Origin of the sequence: Bombiscardovia coagulans (assembly GCF_002259585.1) — a bacterium.
In the GTDB taxonomy this organism is placed as follows: domain Bacteria; phylum Actinomycetota; class Actinomycetes; order Actinomycetales; family Bifidobacteriaceae; genus Bombiscardovia; species Bombiscardovia coagulans.
Genome location: NZ_MWWS01000009.1, coordinates 109,382 through 128,934 on the forward strand (window position 1 = coordinate 109,382; position 19,553 = coordinate 128,934).

At 49.0% G+C, this 19,553-nt stretch carries 15 protein-coding genes and 1 tRNA gene; 6 read left to right on the plus strand and 10 right to left on the minus strand.

Features of this window, described 5'->3' with window-relative positions:
- Nucleotides 1-40: 40 nt before the first annotated feature.
- The 3 genes from ftsZ to BOCO_RS07035 all read right to left on the minus strand — a co-directional run bounded on the left by ftsZ (nucleotide 41) and on the right by BOCO_RS07035 (nucleotide 4,194).
- On the minus strand, nucleotides 41-1,264 hold the full coding sequence (ftsZ, locus tag BOCO_RS07025) for a cell division protein FtsZ (protein ID WP_094723700.1): 1,224 nt from the start codon (nucleotides 1,262-1,264) through the stop codon (nucleotides 41-43).
- Nucleotides 1,265-1,508: 244 nt separating this feature from the next.
- On the minus strand, nucleotides 1,509-2,672 hold the full coding sequence (gene dusB / locus BOCO_RS07030) for a tRNA dihydrouridine synthase DusB (RefSeq protein ID WP_094723702.1): 1,164 nt from the start codon (nucleotides 2,670-2,672) through the stop codon (nucleotides 1,509-1,511).
- 4 nt (nucleotides 2,673-2,676) lie between these two features.
- A complete protein-coding gene (locus tag BOCO_RS07035) occupies nucleotides 2,677-4,194 on the minus strand; it encodes a glycine--tRNA ligase (RefSeq protein ID WP_094723602.1) in 1,518 nt (505 codons plus the stop codon).
- Between the two features lie 398 nt (nucleotides 4,195-4,592).
- Between BOCO_RS07035 and BOCO_RS07040 the strand changes: the two genes are divergently transcribed.
- From BOCO_RS07040 to BOCO_RS07055, 4 genes are all read left to right on the plus strand, one after another.
- Nucleotides 4,593-4,937, plus strand: coding sequence for an MTH1187 family thiamine-binding protein (locus tag BOCO_RS07040; RefSeq protein WP_094723604.1), 345 nt, complete (start codon nucleotides 4,593-4,595; stop codon nucleotides 4,935-4,937).
- A 123-nt stretch (nucleotides 4,938-5,060) separates the two neighbouring features.
- Nucleotides 5,061-6,107 carry a LacI family DNA-binding transcriptional regulator gene (locus BOCO_RS07045; RefSeq protein ID WP_094723606.1) on the plus strand — a complete coding sequence of 349 codons (1,047 nt, stop codon included), beginning with the start codon at nucleotides 5,061-5,063 and terminating at the stop codon, nucleotides 6,105-6,107.
- A gap of 174 nt (nucleotides 6,108-6,281) precedes the next feature.
- A complete protein-coding gene (locus tag BOCO_RS07050) occupies nucleotides 6,282-7,577 on the plus strand; it encodes an MFS transporter (RefSeq protein WP_094723608.1) in 1,296 nt (431 codons plus the stop codon).
- Nucleotides 7,578-7,673: 96 nt separating this feature from the next.
- Entirely contained in the window at nucleotides 7,674-9,194 is a 1,521-nt protein-coding gene (locus BOCO_RS07055) for a glycoside hydrolase family 32 protein (RefSeq protein ID WP_094723610.1), read from the plus strand.
- An 83-nt stretch (nucleotides 9,195-9,277) separates the two neighbouring features.
- On the opposite strand, the gene BOCO_RS07060 is transcribed toward BOCO_RS07055, so the two are convergent.
- From BOCO_RS07060 to BOCO_RS07075, 4 genes are all read right to left on the minus strand, one after another.
- Nucleotides 9,278-10,072, minus strand: coding sequence for an isoprenyl transferase (locus BOCO_RS07060; protein WP_094723612.1), 795 nt, complete (start codon nucleotides 10,070-10,072; stop codon nucleotides 9,278-9,280).
- Nucleotides 10,069-10,806: a DNA repair protein RecO gene (recO, locus tag BOCO_RS07065; protein ID WP_094723614.1), complete on the minus strand. Its 738-nt coding sequence runs from the start codon at nucleotides 10,804-10,806 to the stop codon at nucleotides 10,069-10,071. Before recO ends, BOCO_RS07060 begins: the two co-directional genes overlap by 4 nt.
- Before the next feature lie 108 nt (nucleotides 10,807-10,914).
- Nucleotides 10,915-12,567, minus strand: a complete 1,653-nt coding sequence (locus BOCO_RS07070; protein WP_094723704.1) for an alpha/beta hydrolase family protein — start codon at nucleotides 12,565-12,567, stop codon at nucleotides 10,915-10,917.
- 149 nt (nucleotides 12,568-12,716) lie between these two features.
- Complete coding sequence (locus BOCO_RS07075; RefSeq protein ID WP_094723616.1) at nucleotides 12,717-14,123, minus strand: DivIVA domain-containing protein; 1,407 nt, start codon at nucleotides 14,121-14,123, stop codon at nucleotides 12,717-12,719.
- Between the two features lie 244 nt (nucleotides 14,124-14,367).
- On the opposite strand from BOCO_RS07075, the gene BOCO_RS07080 reads away from it, so the two are divergent.
- A tRNA-Val gene (locus BOCO_RS07080) sits at nucleotides 14,368-14,441 on the plus strand.
- A gap of 265 nt (nucleotides 14,442-14,706) precedes the next feature.
- On the opposite strand, the gene BOCO_RS07085 is transcribed toward BOCO_RS07080, so the two are convergent.
- Nucleotides 14,707-15,129, minus strand: a complete 423-nt coding sequence (locus BOCO_RS07085; RefSeq protein WP_094723706.1) for a DUF3052 domain-containing protein — start codon at nucleotides 15,127-15,129, stop codon at nucleotides 14,707-14,709.
- Nucleotides 15,130-15,357: 228 nt separating this feature from the next.
- Nucleotides 15,358-16,281, minus strand: a complete 924-nt coding sequence (locus BOCO_RS07090; protein WP_094723618.1) for a YlbL family protein — start codon at nucleotides 16,279-16,281, stop codon at nucleotides 15,358-15,360.
- 121 nt (nucleotides 16,282-16,402) lie between these two features.
- Between BOCO_RS07090 and BOCO_RS07095 the strand changes: the two genes are divergently transcribed.
- A complete protein-coding gene (locus tag BOCO_RS07095) occupies nucleotides 16,403-17,968 on the plus strand; it encodes a zinc-dependent metalloprotease (protein ID WP_094723620.1) in 1,566 nt (521 codons plus the stop codon).
- Nucleotides 17,969-18,026: 58 nt separating this feature from the next.
- Here the strand turns inward: BOCO_RS07095 and BOCO_RS07100 are convergent, their stop codons facing one another.
- Complete coding sequence (locus tag BOCO_RS07100; RefSeq protein WP_244568785.1) at nucleotides 18,027-19,532, minus strand: ATP-dependent helicase; 1,506 nt, start codon at nucleotides 19,530-19,532, stop codon at nucleotides 18,027-18,029.
- Nucleotides 19,533-19,553 lie beyond the last annotated feature (21 nt).

The window sequence follows — 19,553 nt, forward strand, 5'->3', positions numbered from 1 at the left end:
TATCGCTTTTGTCACTTACATCTTATTCGAGGGTACTTGCTCAACGCAGGAAGTCTGGGATATCTAAGTATCCGCTATTGTCTATTGGCTTTTCATCATCACTGGCAGGAGCGGCAAGCTTCTGCCCTTGGCTTTCAACTTCAGCTGACTCAGTCTGCCAAGTCTGATTAGCTTCCTGGTCAATATCCTCGCTCTCAGCGTTGGCGTGTGTATGCTCTTCTGGGTTCTCCTGTACCTGAATCTCATCGACGTCAGCAGCAGACAAGTCGTGAGAGGCTTGTTCATAGGAGGAGACCTTCTGCGCATTAGGATCGAAACCAGCAGCTATGACCGTAACACGAACTTCATCACCATAAGCGTCATCCAGTGCCAGACCCCAGATGATCTGAGCCTCTGGGTGTATAGCATCCTGAACCAGTTTGGCAGCCGCGGAAGCTTCTTGCATAGTCAAATCTGTTGGACCTGCCACGTTAATGAGAGCACCGTGGGCACCTTCGATAGACTCTTCCAGAAGTGGTGAAGAGATAGCGATCTCAGCAGCTTGTGTAGCACGATCTTCCCCACGTGCAGCACCGATACCGAAGAGTGCTGTACCAGCATCCTTCAAAATAGCGGTAACATCAGAGAAATCAACATGAATGTATGAATTCATAGTAATGAGATCAGTGATACCCTGAACTCCGGCGAGCAATGCTGTATCGGCTGTCTTGAAAGCATCCATAACCGAAACAGTGCGATCGGACAAGTCTAGAAGACGATCATTCGGAATAACAATGAGTGCATCTACTTCTTTACGAAGATTTTCGATGCCGGATTCTGCTGAAGCCGCACGACGTGGACCTTCAAAGGTAAATGGCCGTGTGACTACTGCAATGGTAAGAGCACCCTGTTGACGGGCTGCACGAGCAACGACAGGACTGGCACCTGTACCGGTACCACCGCCCTCTCCCGCTGTTACGAAAACCATATCTGAGCCTTTGAGGACTTCCTCAATATCGCTCTGATGGTCTTTTGCTGCCTTGGCACCCTTTTCTGGGTCAGCACCAGCACCCAAACCGCGTGAATTCATGTCCGACAAGGAAATCTTCACATTTGCATCTGAGCGTAGCAAATCCTTGGCATCAGTGTTTATTGCGACAAATTCTACGTTTTGCAAGCCCTCTGCAATCATACGATTGACAGCATTGCCGCCTGCGCCACCGACACCGACGACCTTGATATTGGTCTTGTCATTGAAATTGTCAGTCTGGGCAATCTCGCTCACCATATGCTCCTGTCACTCCACGTTACGGTCAACTCTAGCGCAAGCCTGATACGCCAACACGCACACATACAGACATATTCTAGACTAACACCCAACTCTTTCACTATTATATAGAGCTTCCTAACTTTGTCTGCACAGTTTGCTGTTTTCTTTTACGAACGAACATATACGCAATAAACTGCAATTCAATATGGTAAAACAGTTAGTCTTGCTCTGTATGCACTTCCACAGGACTTGTTGGTACTCAGTATGAAGCGTCCATCGGATCATCACCAAAAAGAGCTTTCCGCTCTTCGTCCGAAGTGGCACGACTATCGAGCCAACCGTATGGAAGATGTACTTTTTTAGCGTAACGCACCCTTCCACGAGGCTTTGCAGCGACTGACTCAGGATAGGCCTGTTCTTGTGGCAGCAAGGCTATTTGTTTCTCAACATCAGCTATGCTTTCACATTCCATGAAAGCTCGCCGCGTAGAACCACCAACTGGAAAGCCCTTCAGATACCAGGCAACATGCTTACGCATATCATGCACAGCCATTTGCTCATCCCCATCATAAAACTCCACCAGCAGCCGAGCATGAAGGATCATAATGCGACCAACTTGACCAAGCGTAGGTTCAAAACGCTCACTGTTTCCAGAAAAAGCATGAGCTATATCACTAAAAAGCCAAGGGCGGCCCTGACATCCACGCCCAATAGCAACGCCTGCACAGCCGGTTTGTGCAACCATTGCTGCTGCGTCTTCAGCTGTCCAAATGTCACCGTTACCAAACACAGGAATGTCTAATGCTTGCACCAATTGCCCAATTCGTGACCAATCCGAGTGCCCTCCATAGTATTCAGCTGTCGTACGCGCGTGCAAGGTGACTGCGGCACATCCTTCTTCTTGTACTATGTGCCCAGCTTCCAGGAAAGTTGTATGGTCGGCATCAATACCAACACGGATCTTTGCTGTCACTGGAATACCAGCTGTACTGCATACGCTGACTACCCGATGCACAAGCTCAGCGAATAGATCCAACTTCCAAGGCAGGGCCGACCCACCACCACGCCGAGTAACTTTAGGAACAGGGCATCCAAAATTTAAGTCAATATGGTCTGCCATCTGTCCATCTACTACCATGTGAGCAGCTTGTTCCACAATTACTGGATCTACTCCGTACAACTGGAGGGATCGAACGCGCTCACTGGAATGAAAACGACATAAGCGAAATGCCTTGGGATTCTTAGCTACCAAGGCTCTGGCGGTGACCATTTCCGCTACATACAGACCGTCAGGCCCAAATTCCTCGCACAAGACACGAAAAGGCCAATTTGTGACCCCTGCCATCGGTGAAAGAACTACAGGGGTTGGTATTGTTATTGAGCCCAGTTGCACTGGGCTCAATGCGACTTGCTGATTTACCATAAATTTAGTATTCACCGCCGGCTTCAGCCACGGTTACCGGAGCAGACTCATCTGCCCCTACCTCTTTTGCTACGTCTACAGCTCCATCAGCAGCAGTTGTACCTGTCACAGCAACAGGTCCTTCAGGATACCGCACACGTTTCTCGTTAATACGCTCTCGCACATATGCTTCTACCTGACTAAGGTTGACACGTTCCTGAGTCATGGTGTCTCGATCACGAATAGTCACAGCTTGGTCTTCAAGCGTATCGAAGTCAACAGTGACGCATAGGGGCGTGCCAATCTCATCTTCACGCCGGTAACGACGACCAATTGCTCCAGCCTCGTCATAGTCAATCATCCATTCATTTTGGCGCAGGTCAGCAGCCAAATTGTGGGCAAGACCTTGTAGGTCCGGTTTCTTAGACAGGGGCAACACAGCAGCCTTGATGGGAGCTAAGCGGGGATCTAGACGCAGTACTGTGCGACGGTCGACTCCGCCTTTGGTATTGGGCGCCTCATCCACGTCATATGCGTCAACCAGGAAGGCCATAAGAGAGCGTGTCAGGCCTGCCGCGGGCTCGATGACATAAGGAACGTACTTCTTACCTGTTGTTTGGTCGAAGTATGAAAGATCTTCACCTGAGTGCTTAGCATGGGCTTTGAGGTCATAGTCAGTCCTGTTGGCAACACCTTCTAACTCTCCCCACAAAGAACCAGTGAAACCAAACTTGTACTCGATGTCAACAGTCCGCTTCGAGTAATGAGCTAGTTTCTCACGAGGATGCTCATAATGTCGCAAATTCTCAGGATTAATGCCTAGATCGGTATACCAGCGAGTACGAGCATCAATCCAATACTGATGCCACTCTTCGTCAGTACCCGGCTCTACAAAAAACTCCATCTCCATTTGTTCGAACTCACGGGTTCGGAAAATGAAGTTGCCAGGGGTTATCTCATTTCTGAAGGACTTACCCATGTTAGCAATGCCAAAAGGTGGCTTGGAACGAGAAGAACTCATGACGTTCTTAAAGTCCACAAATATTCCTTGCGCAGTCTCTGGACGTAAGTAGTGCAAACTATGGTCATCTTGCACCGGCCCCAGATGTGTCTGGAGCATCATATTAAAATCTCGTGGCTCAGTCCATTGCCCTTTAGTTCCACAATCAGGGCAAGGGATGTCTTCCAAGCCATGTTCTGGGGCATGACCGTGCTTTTCTTGGTACGCTTCTTCGAGGGTGTCAGCGCGGTGCCGTTTGTGGCAGTTGAGGCATTCAATGAGAGGGTCATTAAATACGGAAACATGACCGGAGGCTACCCAAACGTCTGTAGGTAGGATCACTGAAGTATCTACACCGACTACATCCTGCCGGGTAACAACCATCGACCGCCACCATTCACGCTTAATGTTGTCCTTAAGCGCCACACCTAGGGGACCATAATCCCAAGCTGAGCGTGTGCCGCCATAGATCTCACCTGCAGGAAAGACAAACCCACGTCGCTTCGCCAGGGAGACGACTTCATCAAGTTTTGACGTTGCCACTAGTCACACCTTCTGTTATGAAATTAATTGCAAAGATACACGTAAACTCTATCGTTAACTTATGACCATGCAAAGCACGAATTTGCCATAGTAGGCAATAATCTAGCCCGATCACCCGTTCGGTGATTAACTATTGAAATAGTAGATTTCAACCTGCAAACGCTGTCTCAAGGAGTACCTAGGCTTACGAGTATATGCGGGCAAACTTACACAGAGTTTTAAGAAAGGCTTGCGAACTGGCCCTTGGAAGCTGTCGGATGAGACCAGCGTGATAAGGCATTTTACCAATGCCGCACACGTCGTCATTGACTCCACTCTCATGGTGTCTGCAAGACCCCCATCCTCTATTTACGTGAACCTGCTGACCAACAGATTATCGAGCAGTAAAGGACCATCCAATGCCAGAACTCACAACTCATGCAGACGAGGATTATGTCAACACTGTAGCAGCTGTTTCCATTGCACCTTCCGGCACTGGTGAAGAACTCTCAGAATACGTAGCACAAGTAGTAGCTGTCATACGTGATTCCGGTCTCAAGAACGAGACAAACGCCATGTTTACCAATATTGAAGGAAACCTAGATGATGTCATGAGAGTTGTACGAGATGCAACCATGACACTTGTCTCGCAGGGCTACCGTACAGGTGTATCCCTCAAACTCGATATTCGCCCAGGAATGCATGATCAAATGGAACGAAAACCTCAACTCGTCAACGAGATTTTAGACCGCCAAAGCAAGTAGCCTCCTCCCCCCCCCCTTAACATCAGCAACGAAAGTCTGTATTAGCGGTTTCCCTGCAGCTTCTGCAAGGTGTAGGCGTTTAAGGCTCATTATAAGCTGAAAGAAGCTGAGCAGGAGGATGCAATGACAACTATGAAGGAGATAGCCGTCAAGACTGGGGTGTCGGTTTCGACTGTCTCTCTGGTTCTCAACGGTAGAGACAAGGGGCGAGTCAAAGCTGATATTGCACAAAAGGTAAAAGCACAAGCCAAAGCAATGGGCTACAGGCCCAACCCACTTGCCAGATCCTTGCGCACTTCTCACACCCGGATAATCGGTTTCATCTCCGAAGAAGTTGCTACTACCCCATATGCAGGCAATATTATCGTTGGTGCTCAAGAAGCAGCGGCAAACTTAGGATACATGCTCATCATCGTATCGGCAGATGGTTCTTACGAAGAAGGCAAACAGATCGCTGCTCTCAAGCGGTATGGGGTAGATGGGTTCCTCTATGCCAAAATGTACAACCGTGTGACCAACGTCCCTGCGACCCTCAGTAGCCACCCTGTCGTGATAGTAAATGCCAGTGAGCCTACAGGTAGGTATTCATCTATCTCACCGAATGAATTCACTATTGGCTATGATGCCACCCAATACTTGCTGGCTGCTGGCTGCCAGCGTATTGCCTATATCGGTGACTCTGAACCGATCTTGGCACAAGGAAAACGATTTAATGGCTACCAGGCTGCACTGAAAGACGCTGGGCAGGCCTTCCGTCCAGAATTAGTTACCCAGGTCTCACGAAATCAAGAAGCCATGGACAGTGTGGAACACATGATTCAAGGTGCACACCCAGACGGTTTTTTCTGCTTTAACGATTCGCGCTCATGGTACGTGTATGAGGCAGCAGCGAGACGTGGATTGCACATAGGGCAGGATTGGAGTTTGGTAGGTGTTGATAACCACCGGGTTTTTGCCGAGACTGTCGCTCCCCGACTAACCACTATCGAACTCCCCCACTACGAAATGGGGTATTGGGCTACCTGCAAACTCATTTCACACATAGAACACATCGATCCATCAACAATGACGCTGCCAGCAACTACGGCGCCACTACCTCCTCTTCAGGCTGATGGCACAACACTTATTCATTGCCAACTATTAGAAAAAGAATCAGTCGTCAACCACTAATCGCAAGAACCTTCGTTAATTTGACACAACTGCGAAGTAAAACGTCAATCGTTTGACGTAAATCGTTTGACACTCTATACTGCTTGTCATAGGCATTGCTCAGCAACGACAGCTGCGCATGTACAAAGGGAAGCCTGGCAGTGATGCCAGTCTCACGATAAGAAAGAGGCAACAATGACAAAAAAGATGTCTGCTTGGAGGAATCCCTCTTACTTGGAAAGTTCCACTGGCATATTCCTATTCTTCTGCTCTTGGGGCATCTGGTGGTCTTTCTACCAACGCTGGTTAGCAACCGACCTACACCTGACCAATACTCAAGTCGGTACTGTGTATTCAATTAACTCCCTGGGTACCTTAATCATTATGTTTGCCTATGGAGTCATTCAGGACGAGCTAGGGATTAAGCGACGGCTAACCATCTTCATCTCTGCGATTGCAGCATTGGTCGGCCCCTTTGTGCAGTTCATCTATGCCCCACTTATGCGCAGCAATTTGATGCTCGGAACCATTATCGGCTCTATCGTCCTATCAGCGGGCTTTATGTCAGGGTGTTCATTGCTTGAAGCTGTCACTGAGCGCTACTCACGTAAGTTTGGTTTCGAATATGGCCAGTCTCGAGCTTGGGGCTCATTCGGCTACGCTATTGTAGCCTTGGTTGCAGGGTTTGTTTTCAATATCAACCCCCTCATTAACTTCTGGCTCGGCTCAGCCTTTGGTCTGGGCATGCTGATGGTATATGCCTTCTGGGTACCTGCTGAACAAAAAGAGGAGATCAAGAAGGAGGCTGACCCCAATGAAAGAACCAACCCTTCTCTCAAGGAAATGATAAGCGTTTTAGGCATGCCAACCCTATGGCTGCTGATTGTTTTCATGATGTTTACCAATACCTTCTACACCGTCTTCGACCAGCAGATGTTTCCCACGTATTATGCCAATCTATTCTCTACTCCAGAAATCGGCAACAGCGTCTATGGCACCCTAAATGGCATTCAAGTCTTCCTCGAGTCAGCCATGATGGGCGTCGTCCCTATTATTATGCGTAAGATAGGTGTTCGCAATGCCCTGCTCCTGGGGGCTACCGTCATGTTCCTGCGTATAGGCTTGTGTGGCTTCTTCCATGATCCAATTATGGTTTCAGTCGTCAAACTCTTCCACTCAATAGAAGTGCCACTTTTCTCCCTACCTGCCTTCCGCTACTTCACCCTCCACTTCAACCCGAAGCTGTCAGCTACGTTATACATGGTGGGCTTCCAGATTGCCTCTCAGGTAGGTCAGGTCCTTTTGTCCACACCCTTGGGCGCCTTGCACGATACGGCCGGCGATCGAACGACCTTCTACACGATTTCCGCAGTAGTTTTCGTTGCACTCATATATGGCATGTTCGTGTTAAAGAAGGACAACCAGCAGGTAGATGGTGACCCCTTCTTTACTGACAAACAACTGGCCGCAAAACAGCAGGCAGCTGCCTAAACCCCTAGCCGTAAAAGAATGACTTGGCCTTATGCTGAGTAAGGAAAAGCATAAGGCCAAGTCGCAGACAGCACCAATAAGAAAGGATGCTTGACGATGAACATAGAGAGCCTGCCTACATACCACCAAGACGAGCAACTCGCACAAGCAGAAGCGGGCGTTGAGAAACTTTTCAAACAACGCAATGACCGGTGGTATCCCTTGGAACACATCGCTTCACCAGGTGGTTGGATTAACGACCCCAATGGATTGTGCTACTACAAGGGTCGCTACCACGTTTATTACCAGCTCCATCCATATGGAACCAAGTGGGGACCTATGCACTGGGGTCATGTCTCTAGTGAAAACTTAGTAACTTGGAGGCACGAACCCATTGCTATGGCCCCGTCTTTTGAAGCAGAACGAGACGGAGTATTTTCAGGTTCAGCAGTCATCTCCGACGACAACAAGCTAGTCATCTACTACACAGGCCACCGCTGGCGCAATGGAATAGATGAGCGAGAAGGCAACCTCCAAGAACAGTGCATGGCTATTTCAGAAGATGGGATCCATTTTGAGAAAAAGGGTGTCGTAATCCCCTGCCCGGACGACCGCATCTTACACTTCCGCGACCCTAAAGTCTGGAAGCAAGGCAGCGAATGGCGTATGGTTTTTGGTGTCAGCACACCAGAGCACCGCGGTGAAATTTGGATGTACCATTCAAACGACATGATTCATTGGGAGTTCGACCGTCCAATTTATCAGCATCCAGATCCTGACGTATTCATGTTGGAATGCCCCGACATGTTCCCACTGGGAGACAAATGGGTTATTTGCTATTCCGCCATGGGATTGAAGCACACAGGATTCGAGGCACGAAACCACAATAACGCCGGCTATGTCATTGGTAGCTGGCAAGCCGGTGGAGACTTCCACCAGGAAAGTGACTTCCACCTATGGGACAGGGGGCACAATTTTTACGCACCTCAAACCTTCCAAGCACCCGATGGTAGGCGCTTAGTTTTCGGCTGGATGAGTCCTTTCACTGAACCAATCCCTATGCAAGACGATAGTTGGTGCGGACAGCTCACAATACCACGTGTAGTGAGCTTAGCTGGCGACCATCTACGTACCCAGCCAGTACATGAATTCGAGCAACTCAAGAGCAATATTCAAGATTTTGGATCGGTCAATCTTGCCGTCAATGCAAGCCAGAAGCTTCTAAGCGACGTTCAAACAGCCGACATCGAAATGGAGATTGATCTCAAACGTAGTCAGGCTGAGCGCATTGGACTCGAAATACACCGCACCAGCAATGGCGATCACACTCTGGTATGCTATGACGACCAGTTACAAGGTGTTGTCATCGACCGCCATTGCAATACTTATGGTGACCGGGGCTACCGAACCGCTCCTCTTGATACGACTGACGATACCCTCAAGCTGCATATCATTGTAGACCGTAACTCAGTTGAAGTGTATATCAACGATGGATTAGAAGTCATGAGTTCTTATTCCTTCCCAGCTGAAGGGCCACGTGAGATACGTCTCATTGCGGAGTCTGGCGAGGGATCGGCTTACATTAACAGGATCTCTATTGCTCAACTCACTACCATTTGGGAAGGCAATGACAGGTGACAGCATGCAGCTAAGGCGTTCGTAAAATCAAGACCCAATTCAGCCAATACATATGCTGGATTGGGTCTTGACTGTGCTTGCGTCTACGACTTCTTTACTCCACCGAACCGCCGGTCACGATGGACATATTCATCAATGGCCCGCCAGAGTACCTCTCGTCCGCAGTCAGGAAACAGCTCAGGAACAAAGGCTAACTCTGCGTATGCCGCCTCCCAGGGTAAAAAGTTGGAGGTTCGTTGCTCACCGGATGTGCGGATCACCAGATCACAATCAGGGATATCCGGATTGTACAAGTGCTCAGCGATCATTTTTTCGCTTACCTTCGACCCTTTGATGTTTCCTGCCGCTACTTCCTGAGCAATTGCCGTAGCAGCATCAGCAATCTCGGCTCGTCCGCCATAATTGATGCAAAACACCACATCAATGGTAGTGTTCTGTTTCGTACGCTCCATAGCTGTTTCGAGCTCATTGATTACTGACTTCCACAACCGAGGACGCCTGCCAGACCAACGAACCCGTACACCCCATTCGTCCATCTGGGACACTCGCCGATGAATAATATCGCGAGAAAAACCCATGAGAAAATGTACTTCACTGGGGCTGCGCTTCCAATTTTCCGTCGAAAATGTGTACAGGCTTAAATATCGAACACCAGCTTCAATTGCTCCTGCAATCGTATCGAACACTACTGGTTCAGCTGCCCTGTGTCCTTCAGTACGCACTAGACCTCGCTGCTGAGCCCAGCGTCCATTGCCATCCATAATGACACCAACGTGCCTAGGTACCGCACCAGCTGGAAAAGCCGGCACTCTACCGCCTTCCGCGAAGGGCGCCGCTGGTACATCCAAGGACTGATAATCCACTGCTTTGAAACTCATAATGACGAATCTAGTAGCCTTAACGATCGAATGGGACGTTCCAAGTAGTATTCGCCCCATTTCTCAACAAGCCGATCAGTAAGTGGATCTAATTGGGAAGAACCGAGCTGCTTCCAGTTTCCAGTTGTGAGAGCGCAAAACTGAGTCACTACCACCGGTGATATACGAATAGACTCAGGAGTATGATCTGCCTGACAGAGCAAACCGCCGCCGGGAATAGAAAAGTATGTGAGCTCAGTTTGATGCGGAGTTCGCCCGCATACGGTACAAGCATCAAAGCGAGGCTGCCAGCCTGCTATAGCTAATGCTCGCATGAGGTAGGAAGCTGATAGCATTCGCGGATCATGAGCAGCTGTAGAAAGCGCCTTTAAGGCGGAAATCAATAATAGGTACTGGGATTGAGCAGACTCGTGTTCAGTAGTGACTAATTTATCTGCTGTCTCTAGAATAACTCCTCCATTAGTGTACAAATCATAATCAGCACAAATTGAGTCAGCATATGTTGATAATAAAGCGGCTTGAGATACCACATCCAAACTGCGTCCTTCAGCCAATAACAGCTTAGCCCTCATAAAAGGTTCCAGTCGTGCACCAAAGCGAGATTTAGTACGTCTTACTCCTTTAGCAACTGCACGCACTTTACCGTGATAGCGGGTCAGCAGCGTGATAATGCGATCAGCTTCTCCAAGTTTGGTGGTGCGCAGAACCACTCCTTCGTCCTGGTATGTAGCCACTGCTCACCCCCTACTGTTACTCGTCATTCCCTATTTCCACCAGTATCCTGCCTATCGAGGCGGACAAGTGGTCAGATAGTACCCAGCATGCACTCATCATTAGTGAGATTAATAGATAAATAGCCCCCAAAAGGCAAATACGAGTAGGAGGCAAAACATAGCTATAGCAGCTATCCAGAAGAAGACTATCCCAAACTTCGTAGATGCGAGCACTGGATTTGGATCATTCGTCTTGAGCTGGCGAACTATCGCAGTCCCACTGAAACCCTGCCCTTTTATCTGCGCAGGAATTTCATAGACACCCTTCATTCTACCAACCTCATACATCCTGACAAGAACTCGAGACCAAGCCCAAACGACTACTGCCGTAACAAGTTGAATGACAGGCCATGACCAATCGCTCACACCAGCTGGGTCTGGCACTCCCCCCCAGCCTAACTTAACCAGAGCAATAATCACCTGCCCCAAGCCAGCAGCAAAAAGCAGCAGAGCGGCGATAGTCGAACCAGCTATAGCCACTAGCGTTCCTCCAAAACCGTGTGCAAAACCAAAAACTGGTTTCCTGTTTCGCCGAACAAGTCGAATCAATTTCATAGCACACGCCACGAGAGCTAACATGACAGCAACAATCAGGAAAATGACAGCACTAGCGTGAACGACAAGCATATACAGAGTAAGTTTGCGACGACCTTGTAAGTCTACTGGAACAGCAATAGATTGGTGGATTGTCGATCCAGCTACAGGCTGTGAGGTTTGTTTCAGTCCATGAATCTGACCTTGAGCCCAATCAGCAACATCCTCTTGATAGTGGTCTGCCAGTGGAGTGCCAGTCAGAGCCTCATCACCTAGGCGCAGCACGTGATTAGAGATAGCATAGGATCGTACCGTTACATTCCAGTTCCCAGCCGAATGCGCTAAAGCCAGTATTTTCTGCACTCCCTCTACTTGTGCAGTCATCACATCTTTAGTTCCATACGCCACAAATGTCGGAACCGCAAACGCTGGCTTGATTTGAGTCTTAATATCTGGATTGTCTAAACCGAAGAGGGCCGTATCGGTTGAAAACAAGCGACGTACCACTGATTGATAACCCTGATTAGCACCGGCTATAGCAAAGTCCTGGGCCACAAAAAAGCCCATGGCGTGCCTAGGCGAATAGACCATAGGGCTCAGCAAGATCTGAAAAGCTACTTTAGGATCATCACGCAGCAGGTAGGCAGAAATCCATGTCGATTCACTGGTTGCGTAAAGACCTACCGAATCTGGATTCACGTTGGGCAGTGAACGCAAATAGTTAATGACTTGATCGTACACTTTAGCTGATGCGGGATAATCTCGATCAATGTCGGAGGTTGACCACACGGGTTTATCTATAACAGCAGTGACAAAACCTACCGAAGCCATAGTAGTAGCCACATCACCGAATGAGTTATCACAAGTTCCATATCCAGCACCATGCATAAACATGACAGCAGCTCGCCTACCTGCTGCACCTATAGGCTCACGAATAAGCGCATGAATATTTTGTACTTCCCCAGTCGATGGACGTACAGCTTTAATCCACATGTAGCGCTTAGCAACCTTATAGGTCCCAACTTTTTCAAGAGGGACATTGTTGGGATTCTCATAGGTTACTGCTGTGTCTGGAGACAAGGTAGGAAAGTTCTGGTCAACTGGATCATATTTCCAAGGAACCGCAGTTAGGTGCGATATAGAAACGAGAATACCCATCAGAACGACAAAAACAGGAACACTCGCCATCATTCGTCTAGCCCAAGTCCAACGACCGCGTAAGTCCGTATCAGAAAGTGTACTGGGCTTGATTGATTGACTAACTTGCTGTGACACGCTGGTTATTCTATCTGCTGGGAACGAACACGGTCGTTATCTGTTTCCTCTGTTATCGACGGCTATTTGTTACGGGTTTCGTCGTCGTCATAGGCAGGGAAAGCAAGATTAGGGATATCTACATCGACTTGTGGTAGCTCAAAGTCAAAGAGTGACTCCTTAGGAGCTGGCATAGGTGCAGTTGTATTCCTTGGAGGATCTTGAGGCAATTGCCCGCCCTTGCTGGAAATAGGACGAGTTGCCGGTGCTGCCGGTGCTGGTACTGAAGGCTGCTGTCCATCGGTATCATCATCCCAATCGGTAAGGGGATTAAACTGCGTAGTCTCTTCACCAACTCGAGTGACAGGTTCTTGGCTCAACCTGCTCTGAGACATAGGCACAGTGCGTGAAGCAGACTCAACCGGAGTGTTGACTGTTTCATCAGTAGGTGTCTTCGCTAAGGCAGCAAGCGAGGGGCTGACTGCTTTTGCTGAACCTGATGGTTTTGACGATGCTGGCGATGGGACGGGAACAGGCGCTGGTGCCGGTGGTGCCAGAACTGGAGTTTGAGCAGAGGCAGAACCGTCAAATATTGCTTGTTCTACTTGGTGTAGCTGATCAAACTGAGCCTCTTCAGCAGCATCAACTGGTCTTACAGAATGTGTATCGGTATTGTCCGTTTTGTCGGCCGACAACGGAGACATTCCTACTATTGTGTCAGCATTGTTGATATCTCGCTGTGGTGTGTCTTTTCTGACAGCATGGGAAGCGGGAGACACAGCTTTCTTCTGTCTCTTTGCATGAGTGACATGGGTTTGAATTTCCTCATCTGAATCTGTACCCGATTGTTCACCATCACCGAGGCGGATATACGACTCCAACTGCTGAAGCAGCTCAACCACTCTTACGAAGAAGTAATCCACCTGGCGTTCATCATAGCCATGCTTCCCCTTACGCTGAGTAAAGATGACATTCGAAACACGATCCGCGGTAATATCAACCAGATTCGAATCACTTATATTATCAGTCCGCTCGATACCAAGCTGACTTGCGGTCTTGGCGATAACCTGGTCCACCAGTCTATCTACCTGCTTACGGTCATATGAAGGATCACCTGAACGTCCAGGAGCAAAACGCTCACGGTAAGCTCTCAAGGCATGAACTGAAAGCTGCTGCTGCAACGTAATTGCCTTGTCTAACCATTGCTGACGCCCATACTGGTTAATCTGCCAAGAAGTATACCTGTCCGAAACAGCTCGTTCGAGCCGTGCCAACGCAGCATCAACCTGGGAAATAATGTAACCGTTCTTACGCAAATCAAATGAGATATTACCAATATCACGTTGCGTCAACTTTGGTACATCACTCTCATACAGCTTGTGCGCACGAGACAGGAAGGTGTCAACCTGCTGAATGTCATAACCCCATTTACGTTTGCCCGCACGTGCGATAGTCGCATCGCTACGATTGGATTCAGGCTCATGTGCCATAGGGACACCGACCTCCTGCCTTGTTCTTCCGGTAAGAATGTTCTATACCTAGCTTACGTGTTCACGCAGACGGCAAACCGAACCAAGCAAATAACTTGCCTCTGTGCGCCCTATCCCTGCGTACGTTACCTCACGGCACGCCACATATCCTGTTGATGGACTATTATAGTATGCTGTACATGTGGTCATCATGACAAGGCAGTGTTAACACATACACTGTCTGAGGGATTGGTGGCACATCAGCGGGCGATTAGCTCAGTTGGCTAGAGCGCCACCTTTACACGGTGGATGTCGGGGGTTCGAGTCCCTCATCGCCCACAAGATACTGGACAAGCAAGCGTAATTAATAACGCTTGTGTTTGTAATCCTGATGTTGACTTTACAAGACTGCGCAGCGAATGGTGAATACTGTTTATTGGCACGCCAGTACGTAGCGACTATCACATCTTTAACGCGCTAGCCGCCATACATATCCCTAGCGAAAGCACTAGAAGCAGGACGACACCCTAACCTGCTACAAGCACACAGCACTCCACTGACAACCACGTCAGTGTATTGGCTTTACGAATATCGCAAAGAGACGTTAGGACTGACGCCCTTTTCCGAAAGCCCGTAAGCGCGTGGCATTCCAGTCAGAGCTGACCGTCAGAGGCATCGCTACATTCATGCCGGCAGTCTTGGCTGCATTGGATACGGTACTTGGACCAGGCGCACCGAGACGACCTGGCTTGGGCGTCAGCACCCACACCGGCGTATCGTTCTCTAAAGATGTGGAAGCGTCGACAATGGTATCAGCCAAATCGTCTTCTTCGTCCCCATCGCGCCACCAGATGATTACCCCATCCACCTGTGCGTCGTAATCTTCATCTACCAGCTCCTCACCAGTCAGGTTTTCAATCCTCTGGCGGATGCTGTCATCGACATCATCATCCCAGAGCCATTCTTGCACAATAGACCCTGTGTGAAAGTCGAATTCTTCTGCTCTCTTGGTTGTAGTCTCAGCCACATATCCAGCATAGCAACTTACCAAGGACAGCGCTACATAGTAAGCCTCTTTTCTGAGAAAAATATCACAGTTATAGCTTGGACAACTGGATGATGGTGAGCAGTTTGAATATCGGCCAGTTATGAAACACGATCAGCGTAACCCTATAACAGGTACCCGAGCACAAGAATCTATCCATGCCAATGAACGCTTACAAAGGCTTACCTTGCACCTAACAGCAGGCAAGCCTTACTGTGGCGCAACAGTGGTGCAGTGAGGCAAAGCATCACCCCTCCCCTGCCCGATCTCCGTCAGCGCTGTATACGCTTCCTCCAATGTAGATACGCGTACATCTCGTAAACCTTGCGGAACATTGCCTACTACTTCTTTGCAATTGTCTGCTGGAGCTAAAAACCAACTCGCACCATCACGACGGGCCCCTATCATTTTCAAGCGGATACCACCAATTTCCCCTACTGTTCCGTCCTTATTCATGGTTCCGGTACCAGCTATGACCTGACCAGCAGTCTCATCTTGAGGAGTCAGTTTGTCGATAGCACCTAAGGTATACATAAGACCAGCAGAAGGTCCACCAATATCATCTACATGCATGAATATTTTAATACCAGCAGTATTTTTTCCACGAGAACGCAAAAATTGCAAGGCTTGCGCACTAGCAACGTCCTGTGAGCTTGTCATAGCTTTATGGTTGGCCTGTTCATACTCTGCAACAGACTGGTCAGGAGGCATCACCACTTCTTTCGGCAGTACGGTAGCATGAGGATCTGCCCATCCGATAAGTGTTTGTATACCAGAACCACCTGAAAGACCAGCTGCATTTACTGTAGTTAGCAACAATTTGCCATCAGCTTTGCTGTGATAAGTAGGGGCTCCCTTAACGGTAATCACCGATTGGGAACCTGATGAACCAAGCACATCTTGAGTAGGACCTGGTGCCTCAACCACGTACGGACTGGGCGCAATGAACACGAAAACTGCCAAGAAGAGTGTGATAGCAAGAGCTGTCCGCCTGCGGCGGTGAGCACGAGACTCTTTTTTAGGCCTAATCAAAGTCCCTAGTGGAACATGCGGATCGGAATCCACCCCGGTTGACTGGTGAGTAGCTTGTGCGCTTGCCGCGTACGAAGAGCCTTCAGCGTGCAAATATGTCATAAGACCCATATTATGGAAGAAAGCGACGAATTCGCTAACATGTAGATATGCAGGATCAGATTCTGTAATTACAGCCCAGCGTAAAAGCAGCTCGCAAGCGCAACCTAGAGGACGGAACAGTATGGATGAGAACGCAATCCACCAATGGATGCTTGAGTGCTTCGGCCCTATACAGGGTGAGATGGCTTGGAAACAGTTCTCTCAACTGCCAGAAGAGATGAGACAACACATTATTGCCCAAAACGGGAACCAACTTCCTGATCCAGCTCAAGTTAAAGCAATGCTCAGCGCCTTTACCATGGGCGGGCTTAACACACCTGGAGATATGCAAAAAGCTGCTGAAGACGGACCTATCAATGTCAAACTCGCCAAAGCGCTTGCGCTCAATCAAGTACAAAGCAAAGATTCCGAGTCGGTCGTCAGCGCTGCTCAAGCTGAACAAGTAAGCAAAGCGATGAGTGAAGCAAACCTCTGGCTAGACGCCGTGAGCTCATTTGACCCTGCTTCCGGAAAACCTGACGCCCTCACACGCGCATCTTGGGTTGAAGAAAGTTTGGCTTCCTGGGCGAAATTTGCTGCACCAGTCGCCCGGTCTATGAACCAAGCCCTCCTTCAGGTTTTAGGTTCTCGCTTTGGCAACCTACCAGAAGGCGAAATATCAGGCATGTTTGCTGGCCCAATACCCATCCCCATACCCGAAGGCCTCAAAGATCCCAAGACATTAATTAGCCTTTTAGGCAATACAGCATTTGCCATACAACTAGGGCAGGCCGCCGGTGAAATGTCGAGTGAAGTACACGGCTCTTTCGACCAAGGCATAGCACTGTCAAAAAACTCAGCAGGTGGGCTGATTGCTCAGAACGCTGCCGAATATGCCGCATCTCTTGAACTCGATCCAGAAGAAGTACTGAACTTCTTAGCTTTACATGAAGCTGCACATGCACGACTCTACGGATCTGTACCGTGGCTTATGCCTCGATTCGAAGCTCTCATTAGCAAGTATGCGCGCGGTATTGATATTGACCTCGATGCCATGCAAGATCAAATTGATCAAGCAGTTGGGTTAGACCCCGAATCCATGGCCGGGGCCATTAATCTAGGAAAAGTTGGCATGCAAGATACAGAAGAACAAAAAGAGGCTATGAACAGCCTCGAGACACTGCTGGCCTTGGTTGACGGCTGGGTGGACTGCGTGGTCTGGCGGGCTGGAATGGCTCACCTACCACACCTGGAACAATTAAGAGAGATGATGCGCCGCCAACGGGCAGTAGGTGGTCCAGCAGAACACACCTTTGAGACCCTCATTGGTTTACAACTCAGACCGAGGCGCTTACGTGAAGCTGCCGATGTCTGGGAGCAACTTACTGTTCGTTCCAGCATTCAGGAGCGTGATGCACTGTGGTCACACCCTGATCTCCTGCCCCAATTACCGAATGATAATCCTACCGATATCTCCGTCATCGAAGAAACTGGCACACCAGACAGCGGTAAGATTCCGACTCACCATGCTGACAGTCAATCTTCCTCACAGGCAAACCAGCCTCAGTCAGCTCCAAGTAGGATTGACTGGGACGCGGAACTGAACAAACTCTTGGATGACGATGCACATTCTGGAGATAAGGGGGCAACCAACAACGAGGACCAGCCTGGTGATACTGGAGAAGACAACCACCCCAAGCAAGACTGATAACTGTATCCGTATGTGACCACTTATTTGGTCCATCCCACAATAACGTAAATGCAGTTTAGACAAACCGCGAGGGTGAACGCTGCCCTCCACCAGTCCCATCTTTTCTATCAGCAAATGAAATATGAAGGCTCTCTGATGCTCTGGTAACAGCTACATACATAAGCCGTCGTTCCTCCTCGAGAGCAGCTCCAGACTGTGGGGAACCAAAAGGTAGTAATCCTTCGGAACAGCCTACGAGAAAAACGTGATTGAACTCCAGACCTTTTGCAGCGTGGATGGTTGAAACGGTCACCAGACCCTCCCCTTCTCCCCGTAACGTCGCTATCAGCTCTGTAGAGTCCAACTGAGACAGTTCTGCCGCTGATATTGATCGTTGCCAACCATTGTCAGTGCGAACCCTATAGTGGATACCTGCCTGCTTGAGGGCAGTACACATAATTTTTTGCTGGGCATTAATTCTGGTAAGAATCGCGCATTGCCCTGGCTGAGCGCCCCTACTTAGTAACCGCTCTATCCGACGTACAACTCCCTGTGCTTCATCCATATCAGAGGGATAACGCATGCAATTTACTCGAGGCCCGTCCTCTTTGGGAGAGCTCAGTTTGAGGTAGTCTGCACGTTCTGGCGAAGCAGATAAAATTCGATTGGCGTAAGACACCACTTGAGGAGTAGACCGATAATCCGTGTTGAGTTGTATATCTGCGCTGACAGGCGCAAATTCATGATCGAAATCCAAAAGGTAATATGAACTGGCGCCAGCAAATGAATAAATAGTCTGCGCTGGGTCTCCCACCACACAAACTGAGCTCTGCTTATTCAGCCACAACTCCATCAGCCTGTGCTGAAGCGGGGATACATCCTGGTATTCATCCACTGTCAACCAACCCACTTGTTGTCTGATTTTTTGAGCAGCCTCTTCGAACTCTTCTAATACGTGGCAAGTCATCAATAAGATGTCGTTAAAGTCAATAGCTCCATGGGCAGTTTTCTCTGTCTCAAATGCTTCAATTACATCAGCCATCTTGCTTGTTTCCAAGGCAGCTGGCGGATTTCTATGGGTTGCAGCACAAACACGACTATATTCTTCTGGAGCAATGAGCGACACTTTAGTCCAATTCACTTCATCCAATAAGTCTCGCAATTGGATCGGATCCGGGTCATCCAACCCGGTAACCCGTTGAAAGGCTCGTGCCATAAAAGGACGTAGGTCCTCAGCCACTTGTGGAAAATACGCATCGGTAATGTCTGCCCATACTCGTCGTAGCTGATGAAGAGCAGCGGAATGGAAAGTCGCTGCCGTAACTTCTTCACTCACACCAAGCTTCGTCAAGCGCGAGCGCAGTTCACCAGCAGCTTTTACAGAAAAGGTAACCGCAAGAGTACGACTGGGATCCCAAGCCTGGCAGGCACAGGCATACGCGATTCGGTGAGTGATTGTACGAGTCTTACCCGCACCTGCACCAGCAATGATGCGAACAGGACCGTCGACAGTCACAGCTGCTGTGTGCTGGGATGCATCTAGTCCTTCTAACAAATCATCGGTTGTTTTACGCTCACTCACCTTCCTATTGTCTCAAAGCTC

What these genes read in the sequence shown, in the direction of transcription:
- dusB (WP_094723702.1), bottom strand. Translation starts at nt 2,672, where the DNA reads ATGGTAAATCAGCAAGTCGCATTGAGCCCAGTGCAACTGGGCTCAATA.
- BOCO_RS07040 (WP_094723604.1), top strand. Translation starts at nt 4,593, where the DNA reads ATGCCAGAACTCACAACTCATGCAGACGAGGATTATGTCAACACTGTA.
- BOCO_RS07045 (WP_094723606.1), top strand. Translation starts at nt 5,061, where the DNA reads ATGACAACTATGAAGGAGATAGCCGTCAAGACTGGGGTGTCGGTTTCG.
- BOCO_RS07050 (WP_094723608.1), top strand. Translation starts at nt 6,282, where the DNA reads ATGACAAAAAAGATGTCTGCTTGGAGGAATCCCTCTTACTTGGAAAGT.
- BOCO_RS07055 (WP_094723610.1), top strand. Translation starts at nt 7,674, where the DNA reads ATGAACATAGAGAGCCTGCCTACATACCACCAAGACGAGCAACTCGCA.
- BOCO_RS07060 (WP_094723612.1), bottom strand. Translation starts at nt 10,072, where the DNA reads ATGAGTTTCAAAGCAGTGGATTATCAGTCCTTGGATGTACCAGCGGCG.
- BOCO_RS07070 (WP_094723704.1), bottom strand. Translation starts at nt 12,567, where the DNA reads ATGGCGAGTGTTCCTGTTTTTGTCGTTCTGATGGGTATTCTCGTTTCT.
- BOCO_RS07075 (WP_094723616.1), bottom strand. Translation starts at nt 14,123, where the DNA reads ATGGCACATGAGCCTGAATCCAATCGTAGCGATGCGACTATCGCACGT.
- BOCO_RS07090 (WP_094723618.1), bottom strand. Translation starts at nt 16,281, where the DNA reads ATGACATATTTGCACGCTGAAGGCTCTTCGTACGCGGCAAGCGCACAA.
- BOCO_RS07095 (WP_094723620.1), top strand. Translation starts at nt 16,403, where the DNA reads ATGGATGAGAACGCAATCCACCAATGGATGCTTGAGTGCTTCGGCCCT.